Source organism: Moraxella sp. ZY210820, assembly GCF_030674635.1.
Taxonomy (GTDB): domain Bacteria; phylum Pseudomonadota; class Gammaproteobacteria; order Pseudomonadales; family Moraxellaceae; genus Acinetobacter.
In genome coordinates this window covers 1203162-1218689 of the sequence record NZ_CP089978.1, presented here as the reverse complement: position 1 = coordinate 1218689, position 15528 = coordinate 1203162, and the positions used below count along the sequence as shown (strand labels likewise).

Below are 15528 nucleotides of genomic sequence, written 5' to 3'. Positions count from 1 at the left end.
ATAATAATTTACATAAACATTCAATAAGATATGCAAAATAATACAATATGAATATGATATTCATGATTTACAATATTATTTTATGCTAAACTTAGTCAAAATTTTATATATCTAATAGGTATAAAATGAAATCACTGATATTAAATAAAAAATTAAGTTGTTTATGTTTAGCTACATTGATAATAAGCCAAAGTATGTCTGTTACTGCACATACACCAATCCATTTTAACCATCAGCATATTCAAGCCATTCCTTCAGTTGTCGATATTAGTGGTGGAGTGAGTATTTTAGAGCTTAATCAGGAACGTTTAATTGGTGAAAAAGTATATCGTCAAATACATCGACAAATGCCATTATTGGAAAATGTATGGTTAGAAGACCAGATGATGTCAATCTTTTCCCACATTCTAAGTCAAAGCCAACTAGGAGAACCAATTGCTTTATTGTTAATTAATGACCCACAAATTAATGCCTTTGCCGTTCCTGGAGGATTATTTGCTATCAATACTGGTCTAATTCATTCTGCTAAAAATATGGGCGATATTGCAGGTGTTATGGCACATGAAGTAGCTCATGTAAGTCAAAGACATTATAGTCGTTCAAAAGAAGCATTTAAAGGGCAGAGATTATTAGCTTTAGCAGGGATATTAGTTGGGGCAGCAGTGGCTAGTCAAGATGCCGAAGCAGGAACTGCGGTAATGATGGGAACTCAATCTGTATTGTTAGATAAACAACTCAGCTATAGCCGAGACCAAGAACGGGAAGCTGACCGTATTGGTATGCAATATTTGTATAGTGCAGGTTATGACCCACATCATATGGCGAATTTTTTTGAAACTATGCAACGTAAAAGTCCACAAATTGGTTATTTACCTGAATTTTGGCTGACACATCCATTAACGAGTGAGCGTATTAGTGAAGCTCGTTTACGTGCTAATCAATTTCCACAATTAAGACATAAAATTCAATATCAAGATGAACATTTTCAACTGATTCAATATTATACCGCAGTATTGACAAAAAAAATTTCTGAAATACAATTGAAAGAATTATCCAATCAGAATAACCATTCTGCTCGTTTAGCATTAATAGCATATTATTTACAAAAGAATGAATGGCAAAAAGCTGATGATATTCGCAAAAACATTTCTAAAGAATATCAACAACATCCTTTATATCATTTATTAACTGCAGATTTACTAATTGCTCAAAAGCAATATGTGCAAGCAGAGCGTTTAATGCGTACACAATGGTTGATTATGCCTGAGAATAGAGCATTGGCTTATAAATTAGCACAAATTTTGATTTTACAACAACGTGGTATGGAAGCACAACAGATTGTTCAACCCTTTAGTAAGAAAAATCCTAGAGATGTATTTGCTTGGCAGTTATTACAACAAGCTGTTGAATATCATTCTCAATTAGAGCAATCAATTAAAACAGTACAAGCATTACATTATCGAGCAGAACAAGAATTTTGGACAGGGAAAGAAGAACAGGGAATAAAATCGCTATTACATGCTCAACGTTTATTACAAGATATAAATAATCAGAGCTTAAAAACTAAAATAGAGCAACGACTTAAACAAATGCAAGATGAATATAAGTTGAAAATTTAGGCTATATTGGATAATTTTTAACTTTATATCAATAGTTGATTATGTAAGGGTACGAAATACTCCTCTATATAATCAATCTAAATATTATCAATAAGTTAGCATAAATCCCAACTATTCATCTTGATAAAACAGAATAGGTTTGAGTAATGGCTTTTGGCGATAATAGACTTGGGCTGTATCATTATGAAAGGTTTGATAATTTACTTGTTGCGTACAAATCCATTCAACCACTTGTGGATAAATAAAATGCTCAATCTGATGAACACGTTGTGCTAAAGTATTTTCATCATCATGTGGTTTAACTTGTAATATGCCTTGTGCAATTGCTTGACCTGAGTCTAATTCAGGCGTAACAAAATGTACTGTACAACCATGTAAAGTATCTCCACTATGTAGTACACGTCGATGAGTATGCATACCTTTATAAGCGGGTAATAGGGAAGGGTGGATATTTACCATTTTCCCAGACCATTGCTCAACAAAAGTTGCACTTAAAATCCGCATGAATCCAGCGAGTACGACTAAATCAACATTCCAAGCGAGTAATTGCTGGTGCATTTGCTCATCAAAACTTTCACGATTAGGGAAGTCTTTATGAGAAATAATAGCGGTTGCAATACCTGCATTTTTGGCACGCTCTAACGCATAAGCATTGGCTTGATTGGATAATACACCAACAATTTTCCCTGAAAGACCGAAGTCAATCAGGGCTTGTAAATTACTGCCATTACCAGAAACTAAAATAGCAATATTCATTTATGCAAATACCACACGGATTTTTTCATCAGCACCTTTGACTGATTGTTCATCGGTATCAATTTGACCGATTTTCCATGCTTTCTCGCCTTGAGCAGTTAAAATATCAATAGCTTTTTGAGCTTCGCTTGCATCAACTGCAATCACCATACCCACGCCACAGTTGAAAGTGCGGTACATTTCAAATTGTTCAACTTGACCTTGTTCTTGTAAGAATTTGAACAATGGCGACCAAGTCCATGAACTTTCATCAATCGTTGCACGCAAACCATCTGGTAATACACGTGGCACATTACCTGGTAAACCACCACCTGTAATATGAGCCATCGCATGAACATCAACTTGCTTACATAATTCCAAAACTGGTTTTACATAAATACGAGTTGGTTCCATCACCAAATCACTTAATTTTTGACCATTAAGTTCTGTATTTAAATCAATATTTTTTACTTCAATGATTTTACGCACCAATGAATAACCATTTGAATGTACACCACTTGAAGCCAAACCGATTAATACATCACCAGCTTTTACTTTTGAACCATCAATAATTTTACTTGCTTCAACTACGCCTACAGCAAAGCCTGCTAAATCATAATCTTCGCCTTCATACATACCTGGCATTTCAGCAGTTTCACCACCAACTAATGCACAGCCAGCTAACTCACAGCCTTTACCAATACCTGCAACAACATTAGCAGCAACATCTATATTTAAATGACCAGTTGCATAATAATCTAAGAAAAATAAAGGCTCAGCACCTGTAACCAATAAATCATTGACACACATTGCGACTAAATCTTGACCAATGGTATCATGTTTATTTAAGTTTAGGGCAAGGCGTAATTTAGTACCAACACCATCAGTCCCAGAAACTAAAACAGGTTCTTCATAACCTTTAGGAATTTTGCACAATGCACCAAAACCACCCAAACCACCCATAACTTCAGGGCGAGTTGTACGTTTTGCCACAGATTTAATACGCTCAACTAGGGCATCGCCAGCTTCAATATCAACACCAGCGTCTTTATAACTTAAACCAGTAGAATTGCTCATAAGTCATCATCAAGAATAATTAAAATGTTTATATTGTACCTGATTTTAACAGTTTATATTCATATTTTATTGATATAAAATTTGGTCAAATATGCTTAGTTCATTTTGATAATAAATAAACTATATAGAAAACTCAGTTTTTATATCTCAATACTAGCAATGGCTAGATTTAATTAAAACAATTTAAAACAATATTTTATTTAACATAATATATATTATGCGAAATGGTAAATAGTTAATTTATATAGATTTTCAATAAATAACAATAGTATTTAAATGAATGATGATTTTTAGAGTATGAATATTATTTGAGCAGTTGATTTTATTTTTTATCTTTTTGATAATTTAAATTATTTATTTGTTTATTATATTTTGGTTATAAAATATACATTTTGATATGTATTAATTTTGTTAAGACATTAAAAAAGCGGTTCCATTCCCGCTTTTTTAATTCAAATTGATTGAGAACAATCACATTTTTTTAATTTAAACCTAGAACCAATCATAAAAAATAGCCAAAAGCCAAACATCAAGCCTATACCAAACCATGACATAGACAATAAAATCATGACATCTAAAGTATCATTGAGTACCTTTTCGGGTATTTCATTGATTTTACAAGTATTAATTGACATTCGTTACTCCAATTAAGCATACTAAACAAATATCATCATCTGTTAATTCTTTTTCACAATCTCCACATATCAAACAATGTTTATCCAATTCATAATCACAATGTAAACATGATGAATTAGAAAAATCATTTGGAAAATCGCAAAAAGAGCAATAAATAAAATTACCTATGATTGACATTAGTTACTCCTATCAATTCGGTTTTTTCAGTTGCAAAGAAATCAGCATTATTGCCAGCATTGATAACCCTGCTAGATTTTGTCTCTTTTTCAACATCATTTGAGAGCTGTTGCGGTTGTTGTAAAGACTGTTCCACATTCTGACTACTGTAGTCCACATTTCTGTAATCATAGCCTTGTGATGACTGTTTGAAATAGTTAAAAGGTCTATCGCCACTAATATAACGTTTACAGTCTTGATAACTCATCTTGATAATAGTCGCTTGCTGTGTGTAGCATTTACATTGTTTTTCGTACAAAATACAACCCGTTAAGAGCGGTTTTTCAGTAATTTGATAGTCTAATTGTGATGTATCAACATCATAAGGCTTAGATATATCGTATTTTATCGCCTGATTGTTCATATTTTGCGTTTGTGGCGTGGTTTTTTCTTGTTGTGCTACTAGGGTAGCTTGATATTCTAAACATTCTGGAAGTTGCTTATTTTCATCTTTTTGGCAAGCAACCGCTAAAACATCTTGAATTTCTTTGTCGGTCATTGATGTTGATATTTGCTCTTTATCCGCTTTTACAGTTGTTTTGTCTTTCTTTTTGTCATCGCCATAAATCGTATCAAAGAACGTTTTATTGTCCCCTGATAGTGCGTAAATAACCATGAGCAAACCTGCTAACGGTATTAACAATAAGAGCAAGAATTTGTACGGAATACGGAATTTGTGTGTATCAGCCGTTGCAGACTCATAAACTTCATACAATCGCTTAGGATAGTTAAATCTAAAATCTCGTTCCGCTGTCCACTTGTTGCCAAGTGAGTTCGGTTTTTCTCTACAGTTTGCCCACACATAAACCGTAGCAGATTTTGCACCCCACCCCCTATGTAGATGATAATGCAAGCCTACAACGTCCCTAAATCCAGTATGCACCAATCTAGGGAACTGGGTAATGCCGTAAATGTCAAATGCACGATGTCGATGTACAGTTAAGTACTTGATTATGCCCTTTTCATCTTTTTTATTCTCACAAGCATACTCATCAAGTAATTGAATTTCATCATAAAAAATAATTGAGCCGTCTGGACATTTACGCCAATCTATCTCAATTTCTCTTACATTGTCCACCTTTAAACCGTCAATATTGGCGTAAATATGGCGTACATATTTTAACTGTTTGAGATTAATCGATAAATCTTCTTGTATATTTTTACAAATGCCATTATAAAATTTAATGTCTAAAAAGATGTTTTCTTTTCGTTGTTCATCTGCAAAATAATCAAAGTAATCATCATCAAAGTATACTGTTTCTTGTTGTTTTGTGATTTTTGAGAAATAAGTATAAGCGTTAAAATAGTGTTGTAACTCATTGTCTTGTATTAGTTTTTTATTTTCAGCATAAATCTTAGCATTGTATTTTAATGCGTTTTGATTTGCGATTTCTTGTTTATCAATCAGATAAACAGCGTATAAAGTCTTTCCACTTCCCGGGGTTCCTGTGATAAGATGTAACATAATTCAATCAACTATAACTTTTAATTTCAATAACTTAACTTGCTTTCTTAATAAACAATTTTTCTTGATTAAGTGTAATTCGTGTAGCCACTGCACCTAAAATAATACTCATGGCATGGTCAAAGCCTGCTAGACTAATCAATGCCAATACATCAGCAGGTATAGCCCCCATAGATGAACGAACTGCTTCTACTGCTTGATTAAATGTAATCATCACAATAGCATAAGAGCCAAGCATAAGACCAGCTCCAAGCAATACATTCTTAAGAAATCCACGTGATAAGCCTGTCAGCAGTCGAGCAAGCAAACCCCACATTAACTATTACTCCGAGTTGTTACACCTGATACAATCAAAGCAGATAAAAAAGTAGATACTGCAATGACAACAGGACGTAAAAATTCACAAATTCGACAAATATACTCAAAAGTAAATTCCATCGTACCGCTTACCCCCGCAAAGTTATAAGGTACAGTTAATGGAGCAGGACAATAAGCACTATAACTTAAATTTGTATTTGGTTTTGGCAAATTAGGCGTTGGAAATTCCAAATTTGTATCTTGTGGAATATGATTATTTACATCATCTTTAAATAAATCTTTTAAAAAATCTAATATGCCGTTGCCGTCTTTATCATCTTTGCCGTTGCCGTCTTTTTCGCCTGTGCCGTCTGTACCAGTACCGCTAGAGCCTGTATTATCGCCACTCATACCCCCATTAGCGGAACCGTTATTAGCCCCATTTGGCGAGCCATTGTTAGCACCCCCACCGCTATTAGAATGATTACCACCACCGCTAGAACCGCCCCCATTAGCGGAACCGTTATTATTTGTAGGATTTGCAGGATTATTCTCATTAGGCGGATTAGTTGTGTCTTTAGGTTCATTCGGCTTGTTCTCATCTTTTTTAGTGTCATCAGACTTAGAATTATCATCGCTAGGCGGAGTATTCGGAGCATCTGGAACTTTTGGAACACAAATTAACTTACCATTAAACGTACCACTATTATGACCTGATGGGCAATCGGGTTCTTTGGGGTTGTCTTTTGGAGGGTCTTTGGGTGGTGTTGGTTGTTTAGGTTCTTTCTCTTTTGGATTTTCAGAGCCTTGCGGAATACCTGACGAACAAGTTTGACCTGTTGTAGAATATTCTCCTTGATAACGATTACCATCAATCGGTTTTTTAAGTGTTAATACTTCATTAAACTGTACTTGACAGCCATGTAAAAAACGACCATCTATCTTACTTCGAGCATCAGCACCGAGGCAACTATAGCCCTTATTCGGACTTTCATTAAATAACATCGAACCAGTTAAGCCCTTAGGACAGTTACCCCAATCACTATCAGGATTACGAACTTTTTTAATTAATATACTATTAAATATAAAATTATCAACATAACACTCAAGATATATACCATACGTATTATTATCCCCCAAATAGTACTGCCCCTTATAAACAATACTAGGAACAGGAGTATAATCTAAATTTAATCCTTTAGCTCTTTTCCTTTCGAAATCTTGATAATAAGCATTATAAATAGAAACAGCATTTGAACATGAAGTAACAGACTTACCCTTAAAAATGGCATCAGGTGCTTCACCATATATATCTGAACCTGAAGAATCATGACCGTCCAAAACACCACGAATATTCAAATCACCTTTACCGCTAGAGCCCAATTTAAAAGCATTAGCATTAGCATTTGAAACTAATAAAAATAAAAAAACTGATAAAAATAAATGACTTAATTTCATGGTAAAAAACCTGTATCATATATTAAAGTTTTGTAGCAAGAATATGTAATGCAAGCCATAAAACAATAACAGGTACCCAATACAATACAGATTCTTCGACCATATGTTACACCTTAGTGTGCAGTACGCTTGAAGTACTTCCAAGCTAAGCCAATTCCGACTAAGACTACAAGTGCACCAATAATTGCTACAATCGTAGTTTTAACGCCTGACAACTCTTCAGTAGCACCCGAGAAATCAAGTTCCGCAGCGACTGCATTTTGTGTAAGTACTAAACCGCTTGCACCTGCAACACCAACCGCTAAAGATTGTTTTGCACGTCCAAAAAAGTTTTTAGTACGTTGCATAAATGTAGTTTTTGAATGTTCATCATACTGAACCGCTACTACATTTTGATTCAAATTATAAGCATTACCCATAATTTAAGCCCTCTTAACAAAGTTATTAAATGCAATAAATGCCATGACAACAGAATAGATACCAAGTATCGCACCCATCAACATATACATTTCTTGCTTGTTAATTGCGAGCATATCAACCCAGCTAACAGCCTTATACTCTGCCCATTCAATACATACGTTTTGTATAAGTCGGTTGCAAACGTATTGCATTTATTAAAACCTTTAACGATATTTTTCTAAATCATAATTAATTTCATAAACACCATCACGGCACTTATAAACCTGTTTTACATCTGATAAAAAGAATGTTGATTTATAATGGTTTTCAACCATCAAACAAGTTTTATCAGAGAAAATCTTTTTTGCTAAAGCTTCTTTTTCAATAGAATATGAATGAATATAAAGCAAAAAAAACAAAGAAAAAAATGCAGAAATAGGAATAAAAAGGTGCATTTCTTAAAACCTTTTATTCAAGCATTCCAAGAATATCGCAAGCAGTATCATAACGATATTCAGCTTCATCATCTGAATTTTTTACATCAAATTTATTAATCTCTTCATTCAAAATTGATTTAAGAAATTCGATTTCACGCTGATTTAATTCAATCGTTTTCATTTTTAGCCTATCGGAACTACAATTACAGTATCATCATCTGGACCAATCATAATTTACTCCTTTCTAAGACTTAGCCTGTGGCATAGATTTAGGAACGACAGTAGCATCATAAATCATTAATGTTGTATTGCCCCAACGGTCTTTAATTTGATTAAATTCAATATCAACTTGTAAACCGTCCTCAATCGCTTTATCTAGCAATTCTTTAATTTTTACAGGGTCTTTAGCTTCTGGGCTAACCTTTAGATTATATTGAGTAGGCTCAAAAATAGTCGTGGTATAATTCACGCCATTTTTAGCTTCATAACTTTCTGGTACAACCACCATTTTGGCGGTACGGATTGATAAACTCATAAATATGCTCCTTAAGCAACATCTAAATAACTTTCATTAACTGCCATTCTCATAGGCGTTGGAATTGGTTCTACCCACCAATCAGGGGTTTGATGTTCGAAATCAATGTTAATCACATCTACAATTTGAATAATTTCTGTATTACTATCAGCATGTAAATTCTGTAAATAGGACTTAGAAAAGCCTACACTCGTTAAATCCTTAACTAATTCATTAAATCGAGAACGGCTATAACGCCCGCTTGATTGCACCACATCATAGCCATCTAATTTCAACGAACGATAAAAGTCGTAAAGATTATTAGCTTTACGATAGCCAAACTTGATTTTTTTATTTAAAAACAATAAATTAAATCGGTTCATTTGGTAGCATTCAATTTGTCGCATATAGCGATAATGCCACTTACTCAATGGACTTTTTAACTTTTCACGTTGCACCACGCCAAAGGCATTTTTAATCTTGTTCAATACTTCATCATCATTCACTAACTTCATCTCTTGACCTTTTAACGCTTGAAATATATTGCCAAAACCTTTAAACCATAAATTTTTAAATAGGTTGCTATCTTTCTTTTGGACATTGATTAATTCAAAAGCATTGGTGGGCAAGTTATTACGCTGTAAATAACGTTTTAAAAATGTTGCTTCCCATCGTAAGCTATTACGAGCCATCTCTAGTAAACGTACATCACTCATCGCTTTAACAATTTTCAACGCTTGACTATCGCCCTTTTCCGCTTTATTTTTGTACTCATCAAGTTGAGATTTAAACTCTTCATATTTGCCATAGCATTTAAGACGTAACAGACGTGATGTAGCACCGCCCCAATATGCTGTAGTTTCGTATTTTTTATCATTGGTCGCTTTAGTATGACCGTTATTGACACGACTTAAAAAGTCGATAATTTGACGTACAATTTTTTCGCTCTGTACTTTAGACATATAAGTAATATCTATGCGAGTAACTTCAGCACATTGAACCGCAAGCATACCGTATAAAGACGGATATGCATTATTGAGCCAATATAACATTTCAGTAACACAATATTGTAAATTATCCGTACCAAAGACATTATGACCCTGCATAATCTTAGCGACACTGCCTTTAATTTTTACATGGGGATAATAGAAACTATCAAAATAAACTTTACACGCCATACCAGTAAAATTAGTAGGCAGGCTTTCAAATGGGTGGTATAGTTCTCCTGTTCTCATTTCGTCTTCATCGTCCCAATAGACTGTTCTCGCTCCTAGCATAATATCCATTTCCTGTAAATTGACACCCACGAACGCAAAACGTCCATCTGCTAATGTTTCGACCAACGAATCATCAAAAGGTATTGAAAGTTCGAGAGTGTCAATCATTGTTATGTCCAAAAATATTTATAAATCAAAATTATCAGATAAAGCCAAATTAGCAACGTTGTTATTTACGAACTTAGAAAAAGACAACCAAATATCAGCCTTGTAACTTGGTAAAAGTTCAGAATCACGCAAACAAATGATATAAGTTTTTAAAGCTTTATACTCAATCAAGCTATCAACAACACCCTTAGCACTTTCTAAATTTGAGTGCATACCATGTAACTGTGTTTTTACAACATCAGATAAATTTGACTCAGAAATCTGATTTAATAAAGATTGGCTCTGTGAAATGTTCATTTCAAATACTCCGACTATGTTTAGACTATGGAACTGCAAACCACCCCATAGTCAAAGAATGATTTGCAGAGCAACAAGAAAAGTTACTTTTAAACTTGTTAAATATATTAAACAAAATTTAAAGGTAACTTGTCAATACTTTTAAAATGTTAAAATTAAATTTTTTAACTAGGTAACTTTTAAAAATGAGCAAAGTGTATAAAATCCGAACGGATGAAGTTGAAGATGTGAAAGAAGTTTTGATGAAATTCATTATCGAACGAAAAACAGTAATGAAAGAATCAGACATAATTCATGCCCTAATAAAATATCATCTAAAAAATTTAAAAGCTGATGAAGTCGTAAAATATAGAGAAGAAGTGCTAGGAAAAGACGACTAAAAACGGTTAAAAAAAACACTAAAATGCCGAAACTTCGGTCGAAAGTCCACCATTAAATGACGTGGACAAGGCTCACGCACGCCACGCCATCGCAATCGCTAGCCGATGTGACGAGTGTCGATGGCGTGCGATTTTTAGCCACAAATTAATTTTTTAATTAAGGTATTTTTTATAATATTTACCATGTCGCATAATACACATTATGCTAAATGGGCTTTTGCTGTTTGCAAGCATAGCAACATTGACAAAACGCTTAATTTATAGAGCATAAATTAAGCGTTTTGTGCAATGTACAAGCCCATGTAACATAACTCCGATAATTATGCGAAATCATAAAACATTGCTTATAATAATATATTTTAAATATTATGTTAAATAGATAAAATTATATTGTCATATCACATCATTTAATTTATGAAAATAATTACATTGTATATTCATAAATTATAAATTAAAATTGCTTTTTTATTGATAAACAAGTATTCAAAATATTATCGTTAATTGTTTAAATAGATTAAAAAATAATTTATGATTGATAAATACCATAAATCGCCAAGTGTGAACTTAGCGATTTATCAGCATAATGTTAGATGTGAACGACAGGAATTAAACTAAAGCTTCATCGCACACAATAATGCCATTATTGTCTGCATAAACATAATGACCAGATTTAAATGTTACTTGACCAAAATGAAGATCAATATCCACTTCCCCAACGCCTTTACGGTTACTTTTTTGTGGAATACTCGCCAATGCGTGTACACCTAAGTCAAGTTCAGCAATCGCATCAACATCACGCACACAACCGTAAATAATGACACCATTCCAATGATTTTTAACTGCTGATTCTGCGATTAAATCGCCCATCAATGCACAACGCATAGATGCACCACCATCGACCACCAAAACTTTACCCGTTCCATCAGTCGCTAATAATTCTTTTACACGAGAATTATCTTCAAAACATTTTACGGTTACAATTTGTCCGCCAAACGTTTTACGTTTGCCATAACTTTTAAAAAATTTACCGTCTAAACTTGGAATTAAAACTTGCAAGTTTTTTTCAGGATTATCATCAAGTAAATCACATGTTACAAATTGAGTCATATAAACCCCTATTTCACTAAATTGAGAATAATATGCGTTTATTATATTTAATTTTTCACATATTGTGTATGAATTATTTATATGCTTTAGTCGTAGATTATACTAGAATTAAAATAAATAAAAATACAAATAATAATTTAATGATTAAAATTCAACAAAATTTAATATTCTCAATGTTTTGATGATTGCACTATTTTAAAAAATCTTTACAATAAGCAAGTTATAATAAATTGATTTGATACAATTATGCAAAATTTACAACATTCAACGCTTAAGCGTTCCATGTCTGCTCGACATGTCATCATGATTTCTTTGGGTGGTGCTATCGGTACAGGCTTATTTTTAAGTTCTGGCGAAGTAATCGCTGATACAGGTCCAATTGGTGCAATTATTGCCTATTTATTGGGTGCAGTAGTTGCTTATATGGTTATGCTATGTTTGGGGGAATTGGCGGTACATATGCCAACATCAGGTGCCTTTGGTGAATATGCTAATGCCTATATTGGCCCTGCCACAGGTTATACTATGTCATGGCTGTATTGGTTTACATGGACTGTTACACTAGGCACTGAATTTACTGCGGCTGCTCTACTAATGCAAGAATGGTTCCCACATATAAGTATGTGGCTTTGGACGATTATTTTTGCTACCACGATTTTTCTGCTTAATATTAGTTCAACACGATTATTTGCGGAATCTGAATTTTGGTTGTGTTTAGTAAAAGTTGCGACAGTAATCATTTTTATTTTACTTGGTTTGTGTGCAATTTTTGGCTTGGTATCTTATCAAGGCTATGAAACTGCCCCATTATTTAGTAATTTAACATCTCATGGCTGGTTTCCACAAGGTTTTATGCCTATTTTTACCACAATGCTAGTGGTGAATTTTGCCTTTTCAGGGATCGAGTTAATTGGTGTTGCTGCAGGTGAAACCAAAGACCCTGCCAAAAATGTACCAAAGGCGATTAATGCAGCGGTGTGGCGTTTACTTATTTTCTTTGTTGGTACTATTATTGTCATTAGTGCTTTATTGCCTTATGAACAAGCAGGTTTAGGAGGCGATATTAGTAATAGTCCATTTGTAACGGTATTTAATTATATTGGTGTACCTTATGCGGAAGATATTATCCGTTTTGTGATTATTACGGCATTATTATCAGCGGCAAATTCGAGTTTATATGCGGCTTCTCGTATGCTTTGGTCATTATCTGAACGTGGTCAATTACCAAAAGTGTTTTCTAAATTATCGCCATCTGGTACGCCAATGATTGCGATTGTTGCAACTATGATGGGGGCTGTCCCTGGTTTATTCTCAGAAATTTTTGCACCAGAAACTATTTTCAAAAACCTATTAGGTGTAGCTGCTTTTACCATGGTTGTGGTGTGGATGAGTATTTGTTTAAGTCAATACAATTTCCGACGTCAATGGTATAAATCAGGTAAAACTAAACAAGACTTAGCATTTGCCGCACCATTGTTCCCTATTGTACCAATTCTAGGTTTTATTATGTGTACCATTACAGGTGTGAGTATGTTATTTGACCCTGAGTTGATTGTTGGTTTTATTTGTTGTATGGTGTTTATTGCAGGTTGCTATCTGAGCCATTATCTGTTTTATCGCAATAAAGTAAATTAACCAATTTAAGAGAGCTGAAAAGCTCTCTTTTTATGTATGATGATTGCAAAATATTCAGACATTTTTGGCTAAACCTGTTAGAATGTTAAAGTATTTTATCTTATATTTGTAAAGAGTAATTTATGAGCAATATTTCTAATAATGAAACAGTGGGCTTAGATTTTATCCGCCAAATTATCTCTGATGATGTTAAATCAGGCAAAGTTACAGAGGTGGTAACTCGCTTTCCACCAGAGCCAAATGGCTATTTGCACATTGGACATTGTAAAGCAATTTGTTTAAATTTTAGCATTGCCAAAGAATATGGTGGGGTGTGTAATTTGCGTTTTGATGATACTAACCCAACTGCCGAAGATCAAGAATTTGTTGATGGTATTCAAAATGATATTGAATGGCTTGGCTTTCAATGGAATGGCGAAGCTCGTTATGCGTCTAGCTATTTTGATAAATTGTATGAATGGGCGATTCAGCTCATCAAACAAGGCGATGCCTATGTGGATTTGCAAAGCCCTGAAGAATTAAAGGCAAATCGTGGGACTTCATGGCAAGCGGGTATTAATTCGCCTTATCGTGAACAGTCAGTGGACGAAAATTTAGCCTTGTTTGAAAAAATGAAAAATGGCGAATTTAAGGAAGGCGAAGCCGTTTTGCGTGCTAAAATTGATATGACCAGTCCAAATGTGCATATGCGAGACCCAATTTTGTACCGTATTTTACATTCTGCTCATCATCAAACGGGCGATAAATGGTGCATTTATCCGATGTATGACTACGCTCACCCATTGTCTGATGCGATTGAAGGCATTAGCCATTCACTATGTACACTTGAATTTGTTGATCATCGTCCGTTTTATGATTGGGTGGTGGAAAAAGTTAAATCGCCTGCTGTGCCGCATCAATATGAATCTAGCCGTTTAAATGTAGATTATACCATCACGTCAAAACGCAAACTTAAAAAATTGGTAGAAGGTGGTTTTGTTGCAGGTTGGGACGACCCACGAATGCCAACTATTGTTGGAATGCGTCGTCGTGGCTTTACGCCAGAAGGTTTACAAGATTTTTGTAAACGGGTGGGTGTGTCCAAAAATGATACGGTCATTGATGTAGCAATGCTTGAATATTGTATCCGTCAGTCGCTTGAAAATTCGGCAAGCCGTGCAATGGTGGTGCTTAATCCATTAAAAGTTACCATTAAAAACTTTGATGAAGCGGTGGCAAAATTCGCTGAGTTGAAAAAAGAAAGCGTGGTTGCTCGCCTTGATAATGGCACGCTTTGGATTAGTTCATCAAAACACCCAAATGGTGAAATGGGTAGCCGTGAAATCCCATTTACTCGTGAAATTTATATTGATAAATCGGATTTTGAACTTAATCCGCCAGCCGATTATAAACGCCTATCGCCAAATAATCCTGAAATTCGTTTGCGTAATAGCTATATTTTAAAAATTGAAGAACATATTTGCGATGACAATGGCGAAGTGGTAGAACTTGTTGCCACGATTGATGAAAAAACGCTTGGCAATAACCCAGAAGGACGCAAAGTCAAAGGCGTGATTCATTGGGTATCGGCAAATCTTGGTGTAAAAGCCAAAGTGCGTATTTATGACCGTTTATTTAGCGTGTCTAATCCTGATGAAGGTGATGACTTTATTGCCAATTTAAATCCAAATTCATTAAAAGTAGTGGAAGCGGTATTAGAGCCGTCATTGGTAGCTGCTCAAAATGAAGAGCGATTCCAATTTGAACGAGAAGGCTATTTTGTGGCTGACCGTTATGACCATTCTAGCGAAAAACCTGTATTTAATCGGATTTTGGATTTAAAGGACAGTTATAAGCCTGCTTAATATAAATAAAACGCAAAGTTGGTAAGG

At 34.3% G+C, this 15528-nt stretch carries 17 protein-coding genes; 4 read left to right on the top strand and 13 right to left on the bottom strand.

Annotated features, from left to right (window positions below; translation table 11 throughout):
• Positions 1–125: 125 nt before the first annotated feature.
• Positions 126–1619, top strand: a complete 1494-nt coding sequence (locus tag LU301_RS06185; protein WP_370692181.1) for a M48 family metalloprotease — start codon at positions 126–128, stop codon at positions 1617–1619.
• Positions 1620–1730: 111 nt separating this feature from the next.
• Here LU301_RS06185 and purN read toward each other — a convergent pair whose 3' ends face one another.
• From purN to LU301_RS06125, 12 genes are all read right to left on the bottom strand, one after another.
• The gene (gene purN, locus LU301_RS06180) at positions 1731–2375 is read right to left on the bottom strand and encodes a phosphoribosylglycinamide formyltransferase (RefSeq protein ID WP_305268672.1); all 645 of its coding nucleotides are present in this window, start codon (positions 2373–2375) and stop codon (positions 1731–1733) included.
• A complete protein-coding gene (gene purM / locus LU301_RS06175) occupies positions 2376–3431 on the bottom strand; it encodes a phosphoribosylformylglycinamidine cyclo-ligase (protein ID WP_305268669.1) in 1056 nt (351 codons plus the stop codon).
• Between the two features lie 452 nt (positions 3432–3883).
• The gene (locus tag LU301_RS06170; RefSeq protein ID WP_305268666.1) at positions 3884–4066 is read right to left on the bottom strand and encodes a hypothetical protein; all 183 of its coding nucleotides are present in this window, start codon (positions 4064–4066) and stop codon (positions 3884–3886) included.
• 161 nt (positions 4067–4227) lie between these two features.
• Positions 4228–5748 (bottom strand): zonular occludens toxin domain-containing protein, encoded by a 1521-nt coding sequence (locus tag LU301_RS06165; RefSeq protein ID WP_305268664.1) that lies wholly within the window; start codon positions 5746–5748, stop codon positions 4228–4230.
• A gap of 34 nt (positions 5749–5782) precedes the next feature.
• Positions 5783–6064 (bottom strand): DUF2523 family protein, encoded by a 282-nt coding sequence (locus tag LU301_RS06160; RefSeq protein WP_305268662.1) that lies wholly within the window; start codon positions 6062–6064, stop codon positions 5783–5785.
• Positions 6064–7503 (bottom strand): virulence factor TspB C-terminal domain-related protein, encoded by a 1440-nt coding sequence (locus LU301_RS06155; RefSeq protein ID WP_305268660.1) that lies wholly within the window; start codon positions 7501–7503, stop codon positions 6064–6066. Before LU301_RS06155 ends, LU301_RS06160 begins: the two co-directional genes overlap by 1 nt.
• Before the next feature lie 113 nt (positions 7504–7616).
• Positions 7617–7922, bottom strand: coding sequence for a major capsid protein (locus tag LU301_RS06150; protein ID WP_305268657.1), 306 nt, complete (start codon positions 7920–7922; stop codon positions 7617–7619).
• 204 nt (positions 7923–8126) lie between these two features.
• The gene (locus tag LU301_RS06145) at positions 8127–8357 is read right to left on the bottom strand and encodes a hypothetical protein (RefSeq protein ID WP_305268654.1); all 231 of its coding nucleotides are present in this window, start codon (positions 8355–8357) and stop codon (positions 8127–8129) included.
• A gap of 13 nt (positions 8358–8370) precedes the next feature.
• A complete protein-coding gene (locus LU301_RS06140; protein ID WP_305268651.1) occupies positions 8371–8520 on the bottom strand; it encodes a hypothetical protein in 150 nt (49 codons plus the stop codon).
• A 63-nt stretch (positions 8521–8583) separates the two neighbouring features.
• Positions 8584–8874, bottom strand: coding sequence for a hypothetical protein (locus LU301_RS06135; protein ID WP_305268647.1), 291 nt, complete (start codon positions 8872–8874; stop codon positions 8584–8586).
• Between the two features lie 11 nt (positions 8875–8885).
• Positions 8886–10238, bottom strand: coding sequence for a phage/plasmid replication protein, II/X family (locus tag LU301_RS06130; RefSeq protein ID WP_305268644.1), 1353 nt, complete (start codon positions 10236–10238; stop codon positions 8886–8888).
• A gap of 18 nt (positions 10239–10256) precedes the next feature.
• A complete protein-coding gene (locus LU301_RS06125; RefSeq protein WP_305268641.1) occupies positions 10257–10535 on the bottom strand; it encodes a hypothetical protein in 279 nt (92 codons plus the stop codon).
• 185 nt (positions 10536–10720) lie between these two features.
• Between LU301_RS06125 and LU301_RS06120 the strand changes: the two genes are divergently transcribed.
• On the top strand, positions 10721–10915 hold the full coding sequence (locus tag LU301_RS06120) for a hypothetical protein (RefSeq protein ID WP_305268639.1): 195 nt from the start codon (positions 10721–10723) through the stop codon (positions 10913–10915).
• Positions 10916–11521: 606 nt separating this feature from the next.
• Here the strand turns inward: LU301_RS06120 and rraA are convergent.
• Positions 11522–12022 (bottom strand): ribonuclease E activity regulator RraA, encoded by a 501-nt coding sequence (gene rraA / locus LU301_RS06115; RefSeq protein WP_305268636.1) that lies wholly within the window; start codon positions 12020–12022, stop codon positions 11522–11524.
• Positions 12023–12268: 246 nt separating this feature from the next.
• On the opposite strand from rraA, the gene LU301_RS06110 reads away from it, so the two are divergent.
• On the top strand, positions 12269–13657 hold the full coding sequence (locus LU301_RS06110; RefSeq protein ID WP_305268632.1) for an amino acid permease: 1389 nt from the start codon (positions 12269–12271) through the stop codon (positions 13655–13657).
• A 122-nt stretch (positions 13658–13779) separates the two neighbouring features.
• Positions 13780–15501: a glutamine--tRNA ligase/YqeY domain fusion protein gene (locus LU301_RS06105; RefSeq protein WP_370692180.1), complete on the top strand. Its 1722-nt coding sequence runs from the start codon at positions 13780–13782 to the stop codon at positions 15499–15501.
• The last annotated feature ends 27 nt before the right edge of the window (positions 15502–15528 follow it).